Genomic DNA, 12782 nt, shown 5'->3' on the forward strand with positions numbered 1-12782 from the left:
ATCCGTCGAGGACGGTGAATCACGCAGCCCAGTTGCCGTAAACTCCTTCTGAATCGGTAACCCCTGAAAGGGCTCTAACTGCTCATTGCAAGGATGGCGGGTAAAGTCGTGCGTATGGATGGCAGGCAGGCCTTGGCCAGCGGTAGCCCCGGCTGGGTGTGCTCCAGGGCCTGGGTCTGCGAATTCTCGCCCACCGAGAGCACCAGCGCGTGTTGTGGCGGGGCCTCGTGCACAGACCCGACCACGTCCTGGACCTTCTCGACGAATTGCGGATCGCGCGACAGCTTGAAGGTGCGCACCCGATGCGGCTTGAGGCCACGGGCGCGCCAAATGCGGCGCACGCTGGTGCCGCTCACCCCGCTGGCCACCGCCATGGTGTGGCTGCTCCAATGCGTCGCCTCGCCGGGCGGCTCGTTGAGCGCCATCTCCATGACGCGCTCGACGATATCCGGGGCCAGGGGCGGGATGCGCGACAAGATGCGCCCGTCGCGCAACAGCCCCTTGATGCCGTCCTCCTGGACGCGGCGCTGCCAGCGGTGCACGGTCGGCAACGACACGCCGACCTCCCGCGCGATGGCGCCGTTCAGGCCCGTTCCGTCGCTCTAGTTACTGCCCGTTTGGCGCGGGCCATTAGGAACGGTCCGACAGCCTACACGGGCATCGGGTTGAGCCGGGCGAATCCCTCCTGCGTGCGGTACGGGTAGTAGGGATAGGCGGGCATCACATCGCTGGCCACATCAAGGCGTGCGATCTGCTCGGGCTCGAGCGCCCAGCCGACCGCACCCAGGTTGTCCCGCAGTTGCGCTTCATTGCGTGCGCCGATGATCACCGAGGACACGGTCGGCCGCTTGAGCAGCCAGGCGATCGCCACCTGGGGAACGCTGTGCCCGGTCTCGGCCGCCACGACGTCCAGCGCGTCGACGATCCGGTAGAGGCGCTCCTCATCGACGGGCGGCCCCCACTGCGCGGTGTCGTGGAGGCGGCTGCCCTGGGGGAGCAGCTGGCCGCGCCGGATCTTGCCCGTCAGCCGCCCCCAGCCAAGCGGACTCCAGACGAGCGCACCGACCTTCTGGTCGAGCCCGAGCGGCATCAACTCCCATTCGTAGTCACGCCCGGTCAGCGAATAGTAGACCTGATGCACGACATGGCGCGGCCAACCATGGTGGTCGGCGATGGCGAGCGACTTCATCAGCTGCCAGCCCGCGAAGTTCGAGGCCCCGACATGGCGGACCTTCCCGGCGCGGACCAAGGTGTCCAGCGTGTGCAGCACCTCCTCCACCGGCGTGAAGGCGTCGAAGGCGTGCAGTTGGAGCAGGTCGATGTAGTCCGTCCCGAGCCGCCGCAAGGACGCATCCACGGCGCCAATCAGCCGGTGGCGGGAGACGCCCGCGTCATTCGGCCCATCGCCCATCGGCAGGCCTGTCTTGGTCGAGATCAGGACCCGGTCGCGCCGTCCGCGGATGGCGGCGCCCAGCACCTCCTCCGAGGCGCCGTCCGAATAGACATCAGCGGTGTCGAAGAGTGTGACGCCCGCGTCGAGGCAGATGTCGATCAGCCACCGGGCATCATCGACGTCGCTGTTGCCCCACGCGGAGAACAGCGCTCCCTTGCCGCCGAAGGTGCCGGTTCCAAAGCTGAGGGCGGGCACCTTGAGGCCCGAGGCGCCGAGTGTACGGTATTCCATGTCCACGTCTCCCATTCTCAAGCGATTGCGGTTTGCCTGTGGGCACCGTCGAGCCACAGGCTCCAGAGCGCGACGGCCAGCCCCATAGCCGTGACGGCGGCCACCAGGGGAAGCGCAGCCAACCGGGGGCCGTGCTCGATCGTCACTCCGCCGAGCCATGCGCCGAGTGCGTTGCCGAGGTTGAAGGCGGCGATGTTCAGCCTCGAGGCGAGCGTCTGGCCTTCGGGTCCGGCCTCCTGAAGGACACGCAGCTGGAGCGGTGCCACGGTGGCGAAGGCGGCCGCGCCAAGCAGGCCGACCGCGATTACGGGGCCCGCCTTCGTCCAGACCGCAGGCCCCAGCAGGACCAGCACCAGGATCAACACGGCCAACGTGCCGATAAGGGCGCGCCGGAGATTGCGGTCGGCCAGCCGCCCGCCGAGCAGGTTGCCGATGGAGAGCCCGGCGCCGAAGACCAGCAGGATCGGGGACACGGCGCTCTCCAGGAAGCCTGTGAGCCGCGTCAGCAGCGGCTGCACGTAGGTGAAGACCGTGAAGAGACCGGCGAAGCCCAGCACGGTCATGGCCAGCCCGAGCAGAACCTGAGGCCTGCCGAGCACGGCGAGTTCGGTACGCAACGGTGCCGGTTGCTGGCCTTGCCCAACGCCCGCGGGCACGAACTGCGCAAGCACCGCGAAGGCCACTATGCCAATCCCGGCGACCGCCCAGAAGGCCGCGCGCCAGCCGAGCAGCAGGCCGATCCAGGCACCGAACGGCACGCCCAGCAGCGTGGCGATGGTGAGCCCGGTGAACATCGTCGCGATGGCCGACGCCCGCTTCTCCTCGGCGACCAAGCCCGTGACGACGACGGAGCCCACGCCGAAGAAGGTGCCATGCGCAAGCGAGGTGAGGACCCGCGCAGCCATCAGCAGTTCGTAGCTCGGCGCCAGCGCGCAGGCGGCGTTGCCCAGGGTGAAGATCGCCATCAGTCCGAGAAGCACCGCCTTCCGTGGCATGCGGCGCGTGGCGAGGGTCAGCACCGGTGCGCCGACGAAGACGCCGAGCGCATAGCCGGAGATCAGCAGGCCTGCTGCCGCAACCGAAACCTGCATGGTGTCGGCGACCTGGAGCAGCAGGCCCATTGATGAATTCGGTAGTGCCGATGCCGAAGGCACCGGCGGACAGCGCGAGAACAGGAACGGGCATCGAGCGCCTCCAATCGGTTCGGACGCGATATAGTCGATTGCGCTAATGTGAATTAGAGTGCTGCTACTCTCAGCTTCTGTGACTTAAGGTCAACAATATGACGCGCCTAGAGGTGAACCGGGCGGCCGAGATGGAGGTCTTCGCGCGGGTCGTCGATCTCGGTGGCTTCACGGCGGCGGCTCGCGCCTGCGGCCTCACGCCGTCGGGCGTCAGCAAGCTCATCACGCGGTTGGAGGCGCGGCTCGGTATGCGGCTGATCCACCGGTCGACGCGCCGCCTCAGCCTGACGCCGGAGGGGCAGGCGTTCTACGCCCGCTCGGTGCGCATTCTTGGCGAGATGGAGGAGGCGGAGCGGGAAGCGTCAGCCGGAGCGACGCCGCGAGGGAACCTGCGCGTCAACAGCAACATCCCGTTCGGCATGCGTTATCTGATGCCGATCGTGCCGGAGTTCCTGGCCGCCCATCCCGGCGTCACCATCGACGTGGTGCTCTCGGACACCGTCATCGACCTGATGGAGGAGCGGGCCGATGTGGCGATCCGGGTTGGCCCACTGCGGGACTCCAGCCTGATGATCCGCAAGCTGGGCAGCAGCCGCATGGTCGTGGTCGCGTCGCCCGCCTATCTGAGGGAGCACGGGACACCCACACATCCCGGCGAACTCGCCCACCATCAAGGGATCGGCTGGACCTTCCCGCGGATCATCGGTGGCTGGCCCTTCCAGCTCAAGGACGGGATCGAGCACCACGTAGCGCCGGTTGTTGCCCGCGCCAGCGATGGAGATGTGGCGCGCCTGCTCGCCCTGGGCGGTGTGGGAATGGCGCGGCTGGCGCGGTTCCACGTTGGCCCCGACATCGCCGCCGGTGCCCTCGTGCCGGTGCTTGAGGACCTGAATCCCGGCGACTGCGAGGACATCCACGCCGTTTATCTCGGCGGCGCCAGTCCGCTACCCGCCCGCGTCCGCGCATTCGTGGACTTCCTGGCAAGCCGATGCCGCCTTTCCGATCACGAAGACGTACCGTCAGAAGGGCAAATGTGGACCTGAACGGTTCGTGGCCGGATCAGAGGCAACCCGCCGACGTTGAGGTCGTACCGGTCAACAGGTCCCTGCTCACCCGGACATATACGGTACCATCGTTACATCATACATATTTCACATGAATTTTTCGTCAATTTTGGTGCGTTCACGCATGAAGGCGGGCGGGCTCAACTCGGCACTCAAACACGATAAATGCTATATGCGTCGGGATTGCCCTCGCCTATTCTGGGGCACCCTTGGCACCCACCACAACCTAGCGCTTCGATGCCCCTTTCCACGTTTCTACGGCAAAACATCTTCGCGGCGGCTGCGTTGGGTGTGTCTCTCGTCAACGCCGCTCCGGCTTCCGCTGGGCTGGTCGAGGCGAAGGAAGCACACGAGCGCGGCGACTTCACCACAGCCGCTCAGGAGCTCCTCCCCCTTGCCACCACTGGAAACGCAGCTGCCCAAGCGCATCTCGGGTCCCTCTACCTTTCAGGTCGAGGCGTGCAACGGGACCTGGAGCAGGCTCGGATCTGGATGGAGAAGGCTGCCCGACAGGGCAATGTCGGCGCGAAGCTCGGCCTCGGGATCCTGCTCTCACGCCACCCGAGCCAGGACACCGATCAGAGCGATGCCCGGCGGTGGCTGAAGGCTGCCGGTGATGACGGTGTCGTCGAAGCGCAGTACCAAGCTGCCCTCCTGCTCGACGCTGGAATCGGCGGTCCACCGGATCCCGCTACGGCCGCCGAGTGGCTGCGTCTGGCAGCCAGTGCGAAGCACATGGACGCCACGACCCTGCTAGCCATGCTGCACCTGGAAGGGCGAGGCGTGCCTGAGGATTCCGAACAGGCGTCCCGCCTTATCGAGACCGCCGCTTCAGCCGGAGATGAGCGCGCCATTCAACTGCGCCATCTGCTCGAGACACTTTCCGGTGGGAAGCAGCCGGTGCCCCTTTCCGCATTGGCCGGTTGGGACAGGTGGAGGCGAGCCGGAGAGATCGACCTCGGGTACAAGACCGACAAGGTCATGGCGGTGGAGTCGCCCAAAGCAAATCTGAGGACCGAACCCGCGCTGAAGGCTCAGGTGGTCGCGCAGATGGAACAGGATCGACCGGTCTATGTCCTGGTGCGCCGGGGCGAGTGGTCGATGGTTGCAACCCCGGACGCAGTGATCGGGTGGATGAATCAGTCCACCCTGGCAGCCTCTACGCCAGGGGACGGCCAGCGACCCGCAACGGCAAGCGTGCGATCTGCCGGTAGCCAGCAACTCGAACTTTTCGGTGTCTCCCTTACGACAGCTGATCGGCCGACCATGCAACAGGCCCTTTCAGCGCTTGGCGCACGCGATGTCGGCAACGGCAGCAATCAATGGCCTGGACGCTACAACATGCAGGGCTTGGCGAACTATCGGACCTGGTTCGACCTGTACGACGGAAAGGGCCTGCTTGACGGGGCGATCAAGCTTGAAGTCGGGTACGCTAAAGGAGCCCGGTTCGCAGTCGCCCGGTACATCTTCAGCAACTTCGATGTCCTCAACGGTCAGCGTCTCGTTGAGATGCTGAAGCAGAAGTACGGCCCGAGTTCCGTTCGTCACTCAGGCTTCGACGAAGAACACGTCTGGCGGCGCGGTGATGTCGTCATTCGAGCAGGCAGCAAGCACATGACGGGTCCATTCCTGGTTTATGAGGTTCCCGAGGTCTTCCGCCAGCTGGAGCAGGAGATCGAGGACGCCCGCCAGAACGCTGTCCGCCGCAAGGCTGTCCAGCAGTCCGGCCGCTTCTGAGGGGGGAACCATGGAACGGTATCGTCCGCTTGCCCTTGCCGTCCTAATGCTGCCCGGCCTGGTGACGACCGCAGAGGCCGTCGCGGCGCCGCGCGACCTGAGCAACATCATCGTCGAGGAAGCGTATCGCAGCCCGCCGCCCAGCCCCCCACCCGTCGCGGCCGCCCCTCCACTGCTCCAGACTCCTGCTGCCGTTCAGCACCATGAACCTCCTCGGGTGACCAGCGGTTCCGGTACTTACTGGGGCTGGGGACTTGCCGCTTTCGTGGCCTTCTTGCTCTGGCGTAAGTTCGGCACTGGAAGCGCCAGGACCACCCGCAGGACCTCAGCTGACCGTTCAAGGCCGCACTGGCGCGAGCGATCGAGTGCAGCCACACCGAGGATCTCAACCGAGGACGCAGAGGCAGCACGCAGGGAAAGCGGGCACCAAGCTGAACTTGAGGTCGACGAGGTCCTCAGACGGCTTGGCATTCCTGTTCTACACGAGATCTACGTGCCGCATCGCGGCCACCACACCGAGGTCGATCACCTCGCTCTGGTGGGCAGCCATATCTGGGTCGTCGAGACAAAGGGCTGGACTGGAGACGTCTATGGCCAAGTCGCTGACACCGAGTGGCGTCAGGTAAAACGACATGGCACAAAGACACTGAGCAATCCATTGCATCAGAACGAACACCACCTCAGTGTTCTTCGCGGCACCTACAGCCGCGCTTCGTTCCGTTCGGTCGTCGTTTTTACTCGCGCCCGTTTCCCTGAGGGTAAGCCCGAGGGGGTCTTTACCCTCGACGAACTCCCTGGCTTGGTCGCGCGTGATCGGGACTCCACTCCGGACGAGGAAACCAAACGAGCATGGGGGGATCTGTCTTCGCAATCTGGCCGTCAAGCCAAGCAAGCGCTCCGCGCGCAGCACAGCCAGCGGCTTGAAGAGAAAAGAACAAGGCCAGCCCAGAACGACGAACCGGACGAAGATTCAGTAACTCTGGCACCATTGCGGGCGGTCCGCCTTGGTCGCACCACGTCGATGTTCAGTGACATGAACGATCCAATGAATCCGACCGGGTTCATGAACCCCGCCAGCCCGAACTACGTTGGCAGAGATATGTTCAGCAAAGGCACCCTCGATTCCTAATAGGATTATTGAGATTATCCAAAATAAGTAACAGTACAAGAAAATTCACCACCCCAAAAAAGCCCAGATGCCGACCTAAATACTTACTCAGTATTCATCAGTGTGTCGCAAACATTAGACTTGGCAGTCTCCTGCCATTTTTTATCACGATCGCGAGCTGATACTGATATTCACACGCAGTATGCGGATTTCTCGGCGGAACACTGTCCGCTTGGTGCTGGGCGCTCCCCGACATAGCGACCGTGTTGTGATTGAGGAGCGGCCAGCAGTGCCCGGTTCGAGGAGGTTTCATGGCGTGACGCACTGCCGACAGTGCCGAGAGCCTCCTGTGTTCGAAGTAACTCTTCTTCATTGAAGGTTGACGAGCAATCGCGCGAGGGTGGTATCCTGTGAGCGAGCATAACCGTCACCAGCAAACGCGGCACAACCCGGAGAGCGTGATGTCCTACGGCGCAGATATCAGCCGAGCAAACCCAACCTGCTTCTTGTTCGTCATTGATCAGTCCGCTTCCATGGACGAGCGGATGGAGACAGGACGCTCGAAAGCGGAATTCGTGGCTGACGTGCTGAACAAAACGCTGGTCCAGGTCATTACCCGTTGCACGCGCTCTGAGGGCGTACGCAATTACTTCGACATGGGGGTCATTGCCTATGGCGGAAGTGGCGTGTTGCCTGGATTTAAGGGCCAGCTGTCATCCGGCTTTCTCCATCCTCTCGCAGCCATTGAAGCGGCCCCGCTCAGGGTCGAAGAGCGACGCAAAAAAGTCGATGACGGAGCCGGTGGGCTGGTTGAACAGAGTGTGAAGTTCCCGGTGTGGTTCGAGCCGGTGAATTCCGGCGGCACACCGATGTGCGATGCGATGCGGAAGGCGGCCGAAGTTCTTGTGGCATGGTGCGACTCCCATCCAGACTCATATCCGCCAACAGTCATCCATGTCACCGATGGACAGTCCACGGACGGCGACCCGTCCCAGATCGCAGAAGCCCTCAAGCAAATCTCGACCAACGATGGAGCCTGCCTCCTTTTCAATCTGCACATCGACACGGCGGAAGGCGGGGCAATCATCTTCCCGTCTTCGGAGACGGCTCTTCCCGACGCGCACTCCCGGATGCTCTTCCGCATGTCCAGCAACTTCCCGCCTCACTTGATCGATGCCGCGCGGAGCAAGGGCTACGATGTGAACTCGGAGTCTCGTTTCTTCGGCTATAAAGCGGGAATCGAGGGAATCGCCGACTTCTTCAACATCGGCACTCAAGCTAGCAACCTGCGCTAGACGTCATCATGGATGAGGAGCCGCCAATGTTCTTGCGGTTCGTTGATTCCGTGCCGAAGCGCCGCGGCCCGGATCGCAACGAGGATGCCACGGATGGGCATGCCTACCGAGGCCTTTACGCGGTGAGCGATGGCGCCTCCGAATCCTACGCACCAGCACTCTGGGCACGCCTCGTGACCCAGCGATTCTTAGCGAACCAACGTATTGACGCGGTTTGGCTGCGGGCCGCCTGCGGTCTGTTTGCCTCACACTTCGACCGCGAGTCGATGTCATGGAGCGCGCAGGCCGCCTATGATCGAGGCAGCTTCGCCACATTGCTCGGTCTCCGGTTCACAGGCGCGGGCAGGCGAGCCGAGGTGCTGGCCATCGGAGACAGCCTCGCCGTTCTGGCGGACGGCGAGGCTGTCATCGATTCCTTCCCTTATGCAGAGGCGGACGAGTTCAGACAGAACCCGCTTCTGATCTCGACACTGATGGAGCGGAACGCCGACGTCCAAAATCAACTGTTGAGCGGATCTGCCCACAGATGCTGGGACCTGTCCAGCCTTCCAAAGCCGCGAATCCTCTGCATGACGGACGCGCTCGGGGCTTGGCTCCTAGAAGACAGAAGGGAGCGCCTGCCAATTCTGCTTTCGTTGCGCACGAAACTCCAATTCCGCTCGCTTGTCGATGCCGAGCGCGCGGCTGGGCGCCTGCGGCGCGACGACACCACCCTGCTCGTGTTTCAGTGAACCGCCGCCATGAGCGCCTACCCCACAATCGACCAGTTCAACGAGGCGGTACAGAACCCCTCGACGGCCTTCACCGATACCATCCTCAGATCGGGCAAAGTCCGGACCAACGGCTTTGGCTACCCAATCGCCCTCGGGGGCGGCTTTGCGCTGACCTACACCGTCGAGGCAGGCAGTCATCGCTACGCAGTCCGCTGCTTTCACAAGTCCACCAACGGCCTCGAGGGACGGTACGCCCGCATCAGCCAATCACTGGGGTCTATTGGGAAGCCCTACTTCGTTGGCTTCGAATACCAGCCCGAAGGAGTCCGTGTTAACGGTCGCGGCCTCCCGATCGTCAAGATGGATTGGGCCAGTGGCGAGACTCTGGGAGCCTACATTGAAGCCCGTTACCGGGACGCGGCGGCGATCGGAAAGCTAATCACCGAGTTCCGCGATCTCGAGGCCTTCCTCCGCTCCAAAGGGGTGGCGCATGGCGATCTCCAGAACGGCAACGTGCTGGTCAATGGGTCCCTGAAGCTCATCGACTACGACGGCATGTACGTCCCAGGCCTGCCCGTCGGACAGGGAACCGAAATCGGGCAGAAGCACTTTCAGCACCCCAGACGCTCAGCGGCCGATTTCGGGCCGACGATGGATCGCTTCTCCTTCATTGCCATCGATCTCAGTCTCAGGGCGCTGAAGGAAAGGCCGGACCTGTTCCAGAGGTTTTCCAACGGCGAGAACATCATCCTGACGGCATCGGACTATGCCGACCCGGCGGCGTCGGAAGCGTTTGCCCAGCTAAAAGGGATCTCGACGCTCGCCCGCGATACAGACAACCTCGCACAGATCTGCGCAGCGGCTCCTTCTGCTGTCCCGACGCTTGAAGACTTCCTTGCTGGGCGGAGCATACCGGCGAAGATCATTTCGCTGACGCGCCCCGCAGGCGTCGCAGCCCCCACAGCGGCAGTCTACATTGGCGCATACCCGGTCGTGGACGCCACCGACTTCGGCGGCGTACTTCGGGCCGTTGGTGATCGAGTCGAGATGATCGGGCGCATCGTAGAAGTGAAGGTGGACCGGACGAAGTACGGCCGCCCATACGTGTTCCTGAACTTCGGCCACTGGAAGGGCCGCGTCGCGAAAGTGAACATCTGGTCCGACGGCCTGAAGAAGCTGACGCAGGCACCCGACGCCTCATGGGTTGGGAAATGGATCAGCGTCACGGGCTTGGTGGACCCACCCTTTGAGAACAAGAAGCATGGCTACACGCATCTCAGCATCACGCTGACCGAGGCCAACCAGCTGCGCGTCATCGACGAGGGTGAGGCCAAGCGCCGCCTTGCAAGCCGAGGCAAAGCAGTCAACCCAGGCGTTGGCACAGGATCGGCAAACCAGGATGTCCTATCCAGACTTGGTGTCCGGCCGACCGGAGCCTCCAGGCCTTCCAGCACAAAGCCGACCCCCGCGGGCAGCCCCGTAGCCGTCGCTTCGGCTCAGCAGAAGCTGTCAAGCGGACGCGGTAGCACTCCGCAGATGACGCCGAATGAGGCTATTCTCGCAAGCCTCTCTGGAAGTGCCCGGAAAACCTCCAGCGGTCCAGGTACCGCCCCCCGTTCCTCTAGTCCCAAGGTGACGTTGCCTCCACCCACGTACCAGCCCCCGCCGCCTAAGGGTTCTGGTATCCCAAGCTGGGTTTGGTGGATTGGAATTGGGATCCTCATCCTACTGATGGGCGCAAGGTGATTTGCCTGGATCGGTTGGCTGAAGGATGCCTTTCTGCGCGGCGATCTCAGAAGTTCGCCAAACTCATCACCCCCCTCTGCCCGACCTAGTCTGGACAGAGGGGGGGGGCGGAGGCAAAATGCTAGGGCACAAACTCAAAGACCTCTGAGATCACAGTAGATCTTGCATCAGTTACTGTTCTTAGTTGAATGCCATGCTCCCAGTGCATCTGACGTACTGCTGGATGTGGATGGTGCTTTGACTTGCTGGGCGTACAGGCGTAAACGCATCCGGGTCGGAGGGGTTTTGGGTCCCCATGAGCTCCACGGTACAAAACATCACAAATGTTTTCGGCCGAACCATGATGGGGGACGGCAAAGGTGAGCACATCATCGACGATACGTTCATAATGCTTGAGGAAGTCAATGGCATCAGCTTCGGGCGTCAACTCAGCATCTCCGCTCCCCAGCCATCCAATTGCCCCACCCTCAAGGTCATGTGTGCGGCCATAATGGTGAAATTCATCACGCCAATGCCATCCGTTGGACCACCCCCATTCTATTGATCCTATACCCGGACGCCATTTGCCCGTGCCTCGTCCGGCCCTGCCCGGCCCAGAAAACAGGCACAGCGATGTCCTGTTCAGGAGTCGGGCGCCATGAATCTCGTCATAAGCCTGGCGCATCTTTTCGCGGAGAGCTCGGTCAATCAGCACATTTTGGAGCAGATCGAGTTCAGCCTTCCCCTTGCCCTTTGCTGCGGCCAGCTTCAGCACAGGGCCAAGCGCAGCCCGGAACTTAGCTAGTTTGGCTTCGTCAGCACGGCGCACGTACGTCAAGAAACGCCAGGGGAACCCGGCGCCCCGGGGAGCAAGCCACTGGGAATGGGCAATCATCTCCACCGTTGCAGGCCGCTTTTCCTTAGCCCGAAGCTGCTGCGGGATGCCATCTGTTAGCGCGAGGTCAAACCCAGCCTTCTGATAGTAGGCATCGGAATGACCGTCCCTGGGCTTTGGTCCCCACCTGCGATCGGCCACTAGGGAAGGGCCGGTAGGGCCCATGTCAAGCGAGCCCACCTCGCCTTCGGGCTCGGGGCCGGGGTCGTACGGACCACCGAAGACCATGAGAATCCGGTCGGTCCCGCGGCGGCCGAAGAAGCCCACAGGATCAGCGACGAGTTCAAGGGCCGCCATGCCGGAGTCCTCGGCCAGCGCCTCAAGCACGAGTGCGAGACGCTCTATCGGCGGCAGATATGGCAGAACGACTGTCTCGGCACCCTCAGACCCAAGGAGCTTGTCCAAGCCCCAGACGTGATCGGCGTGGAGATGCGAGACGAAGAGTGCATCCAAGCGCTTGCCAGAGCATATCTTACGGTGTGTGGCAATGCCCTCAAAGAGCATAGCTGGCTTCCGTGGCGGCCCACCGCAATCAAACGCATAGATAAAATTGCGCCGGTCCGCGCCAAAGCTCTCGATAGAGCCGACTTGGAAAAATCCGTGACCGACGGGGTATTGGACACGACGGTGCCGATGCAGGATATTATTCGTGGTGCTCACGTTCAGGGAAGCTCCATTGCGGCTATCCGGGCATCATTTTTGCACGGAAGGCGTTGTGATGTTATTTGCGACGGCCATCTCTACTTAGGCATTCGCTGGGCATCAGCTTGGTGTCCAAATAGCATTCCTTTGTATCCGATCGCTCACCCAATGATCCCGAGCTTCGCCAGCGTTCCATTGTCCATCGATCCGGTCGCGGGCAGCCCCTGAGCGCGCTGGAAGGCTCGGAGCGCCTCCTTGGTGCCCGCTCCCATTTTCCCGTCGACCTTGCCCTTGTAGTACCCGAGCCTGGTCAGCTCGACCTGGACCCGCATCGCCATGATGATGGCGTCCTGCTGGCTTGCCCGGGGCGACGGCGTGGTCGTCTGTGCACCCTGTTCCGGCTGGAACCCGCTTGTGGATGGCGTGGCGGTCGACGATGCCGAGTTCCCCTTTCCGGACGATGGCACCGGAACCGTCGACGTCGTGCTGGCGGGAGGGGGAGGTGGCGTTCCCTGCGGACGTGTCAAGGACGTCGGAGCCGACGGCGAAGCTGCGGATGGCGGAGACGTCGGCGTCGTGGAGAACGGGTTCGGCGAGCTGCTGGTCGACGGCGTGGAAGTGCTGGGCGCTGAATAGGATGGCGAGGGATAATAGGAGCCCCCGGACCCTGAGTAGTGCGATCGATGGCTGCTATGGCTCCGGTGACTCGAATGGCTCCGGTGACCGACGTAGATT

12 protein-coding genes are annotated in these 12782 nt (G+C 62.8%); 7 read left to right on the top strand and 5 right to left on the bottom strand.

All coding sequences use genetic code 11. The annotated features are described in order from the left end of the window. Positions 1-74: 74 nt before the first annotated feature. The 3 genes from Q4I23_RS09545 to Q4I23_RS09555 all read right to left on the bottom strand — a co-directional run bounded on the left by Q4I23_RS09545 (position 75) and on the right by Q4I23_RS09555 (position 2805). Positions 75-587 (bottom strand): helix-turn-helix domain-containing protein, encoded by a 513-nt coding sequence (locus tag Q4I23_RS09545; protein WP_498526086.1) that lies wholly within the window; start codon positions 585-587, stop codon positions 75-77. 62 nt (positions 588-649) lie between these two features. Next, the gene (locus Q4I23_RS09550; RefSeq protein WP_498526061.1) at positions 650-1684 is read right to left on the bottom strand and encodes an aldo/keto reductase; all 1035 of its coding nucleotides are present in this window, start codon (positions 1682-1684) and stop codon (positions 650-652) included. 17 nt (positions 1685-1701) lie between these two features. Continuing rightward, positions 1702-2805 carry an MFS transporter gene (locus Q4I23_RS09555; protein ID WP_498526062.1) on the bottom strand — a complete coding sequence of 368 codons (1104 nt, stop codon included), beginning with the start codon at positions 2803-2805 and terminating at the stop codon, positions 1702-1704. 161 nt (positions 2806-2966) lie between these two features. On the opposite strand from Q4I23_RS09555, the gene Q4I23_RS09560 reads away from it, so the two are divergent. The 6 genes from Q4I23_RS09560 to Q4I23_RS09585 all read left to right on the top strand — a co-directional run bounded on the left by Q4I23_RS09560 (position 2967) and on the right by Q4I23_RS09585 (position 10531). Continuing rightward, entirely contained in the window at positions 2967-3911 is a 945-nt protein-coding gene (locus Q4I23_RS09560) for a LysR family transcriptional regulator (protein WP_498526063.1), read from the top strand. A gap of 258 nt (positions 3912-4169) precedes the next feature. After that, positions 4170-5669 (top strand): SH3 domain-containing protein, encoded by a 1500-nt coding sequence (locus tag Q4I23_RS09565; protein ID WP_498526064.1) that lies wholly within the window; start codon positions 4170-4172, stop codon positions 5667-5669. A 10-nt stretch (positions 5670-5679) separates the two neighbouring features. After that, the gene (locus tag Q4I23_RS09570) at positions 5680-6798 is read left to right on the top strand and encodes a nuclease-related domain-containing protein (RefSeq protein WP_498526065.1); all 1119 of its coding nucleotides are present in this window, start codon (positions 5680-5682) and stop codon (positions 6796-6798) included. A 440-nt stretch (positions 6799-7238) separates the two neighbouring features. Further along, the gene (locus Q4I23_RS09575; protein ID WP_498526066.1) at positions 7239-8072 is read left to right on the top strand and encodes a vWA domain-containing protein; all 834 of its coding nucleotides are present in this window, start codon (positions 7239-7241) and stop codon (positions 8070-8072) included. A gap of 26 nt (positions 8073-8098) precedes the next feature. Continuing rightward, entirely contained in the window at positions 8099-8803 is a 705-nt protein-coding gene (locus tag Q4I23_RS09580; protein ID WP_200483977.1) for a hypothetical protein, read from the top strand. Positions 8804-8812: 9 nt separating this feature from the next. Beyond that, the gene (locus Q4I23_RS09585; protein WP_498526067.1) at positions 8813-10531 is read left to right on the top strand and encodes a protein kinase family protein; all 1719 of its coding nucleotides are present in this window, start codon (positions 8813-8815) and stop codon (positions 10529-10531) included. A gap of 121 nt (positions 10532-10652) precedes the next feature. Here Q4I23_RS09585 and Q4I23_RS09590 read toward each other — a convergent pair whose 3' ends face one another. After that, complete coding sequence (locus Q4I23_RS09590) at positions 10653-12065, bottom strand: MBL fold metallo-hydrolase (protein ID WP_498526068.1); 1413 nt, start codon at positions 12063-12065, stop codon at positions 10653-10655. 143 nt (positions 12066-12208) lie between these two features. Beyond that, entirely contained in the window at positions 12209-12385 is a 177-nt protein-coding gene (locus Q4I23_RS09595; RefSeq protein ID WP_498526069.1) for a peptidoglycan-binding protein, read from the bottom strand. On the opposite strand from Q4I23_RS09595, the gene Q4I23_RS09600 reads away from it, so the two are divergent. Then, on the top strand, positions 12384-12683 hold the full coding sequence (locus tag Q4I23_RS09600) for a hypothetical protein (protein WP_498526070.1): 300 nt from the start codon (positions 12384-12386) through the stop codon (positions 12681-12683). The two genes, Q4I23_RS09595 and Q4I23_RS09600, sit on opposite strands and share 2 nt — an antisense overlap. Positions 12684-12782 lie beyond the last annotated feature (99 nt).

It is taken from the genome of Azospirillum sp. UFLA03-27, from assembly GCF_059803775.1.

Excerpts from the sequence above, each read along its gene's own strand:
- Q4I23_RS09550 (WP_498526061.1), bottom strand. The coding sequence starts at position 1,684 with ATGGAATACCGTACACTCGGCGCCTCGGGCCTCAAGGTGCCCGCCCTC.
- Q4I23_RS09555 (WP_498526062.1), bottom strand. The coding sequence starts at position 2,805 with ATGGGCCTGCTGCTCCAGGTCGCCGACACCATGCAGGTTTCGGTTGCG.
- Q4I23_RS09560 (WP_498526063.1), top strand. The coding sequence starts at position 2,967 with ATGACGCGCCTAGAGGTGAACCGGGCGGCCGAGATGGAGGTCTTCGCG.
- Q4I23_RS09565 (WP_498526064.1), top strand. The coding sequence starts at position 4,170 with ATGCCCCTTTCCACGTTTCTACGGCAAAACATCTTCGCGGCGGCTGCG.
- Q4I23_RS09570 (WP_498526065.1), top strand. The coding sequence starts at position 5,680 with ATGGAACGGTATCGTCCGCTTGCCCTTGCCGTCCTAATGCTGCCCGGC.
- Q4I23_RS09575 (WP_498526066.1), top strand. The coding sequence starts at position 7,239 with ATGTCCTACGGCGCAGATATCAGCCGAGCAAACCCAACCTGCTTCTTG.
- Q4I23_RS09580 (WP_200483977.1), top strand. The coding sequence starts at position 8,099 with ATGTTCTTGCGGTTCGTTGATTCCGTGCCGAAGCGCCGCGGCCCGGAT.
- Q4I23_RS09585 (WP_498526067.1), top strand. The coding sequence starts at position 8,813 with ATGAGCGCCTACCCCACAATCGACCAGTTCAACGAGGCGGTACAGAAC.
- Q4I23_RS09600 (WP_498526070.1), top strand. The coding sequence starts at position 12,384 with ATGATGATGGCGTCCTGCTGGCTTGCCCGGGGCGACGGCGTGGTCGTC.
- Q4I23_RS09595 (WP_498526069.1), bottom strand. The coding sequence starts at position 12,385 with ATGGCGATGCGGGTCCAGGTCGAGCTGACCAGGCTCGGGTACTACAAG.